This is a genomic window from Pseudomonas sp. FSL R10-1339 (assembly GCF_009600545.1).
GTDB classification, from domain to species: Bacteria; Pseudomonadota; Gammaproteobacteria; order Pseudomonadales; family Pseudomonadaceae; genus Aquipseudomonas; species Aquipseudomonas bubulae.
The window spans coordinates 1-381 of record NZ_WIVQ01000281.1 but is presented as its reverse complement, the minus strand read 5'-3'; the positions used below and the strand labels follow the sequence as shown (position 1 = coordinate 381).

Annotated in this window: 1 pseudogene; it reads left to right on the top strand. The window is 59.8% G+C overall.

Features of this window, described 5'->3' with window-relative positions:
- Positions 1 to 69: 69 nt before the first annotated feature.
- Positions 70 to 381, top strand: a pseudogene (locus GHO03_RS25290) (hypothetical protein); the annotation flags it as partial.

Below are 381 nucleotides of genomic sequence, written 5' to 3'. Positions count from 1 at the left end.
CCCAGAGAGCCCAGAGAGCCCAGAGCCCAGAGCCCAGAGCCCAGAGCCCAGAGCCCAGAGCCCAGAGAATTGTCGGAGGAGCAATCTCTGCCGTCTAGTCCACTAAGCAAGAAAAGTGACGGCGCAACCTCAATGGAGAGCGAAATGTGTTATGCACGGAAACTCTGTCTTGCGGCCAAGTCCCAAGTCATGGACATGTTCCAGGAAGCCCGGCTTGGCAAGGCCGTCGACCCAAGCACGACGTTGCCGCTGGTCGGAGAAATCGCTGCCTCGGTGCTGCGCCAACCTCATGCCCTCATCAGCGTCGCACGCATCAAAACGCACGACGATTACACCTACCTGCACTCGGTTGCCGTCTGCGCCCTGATGCTATCGCTGGCC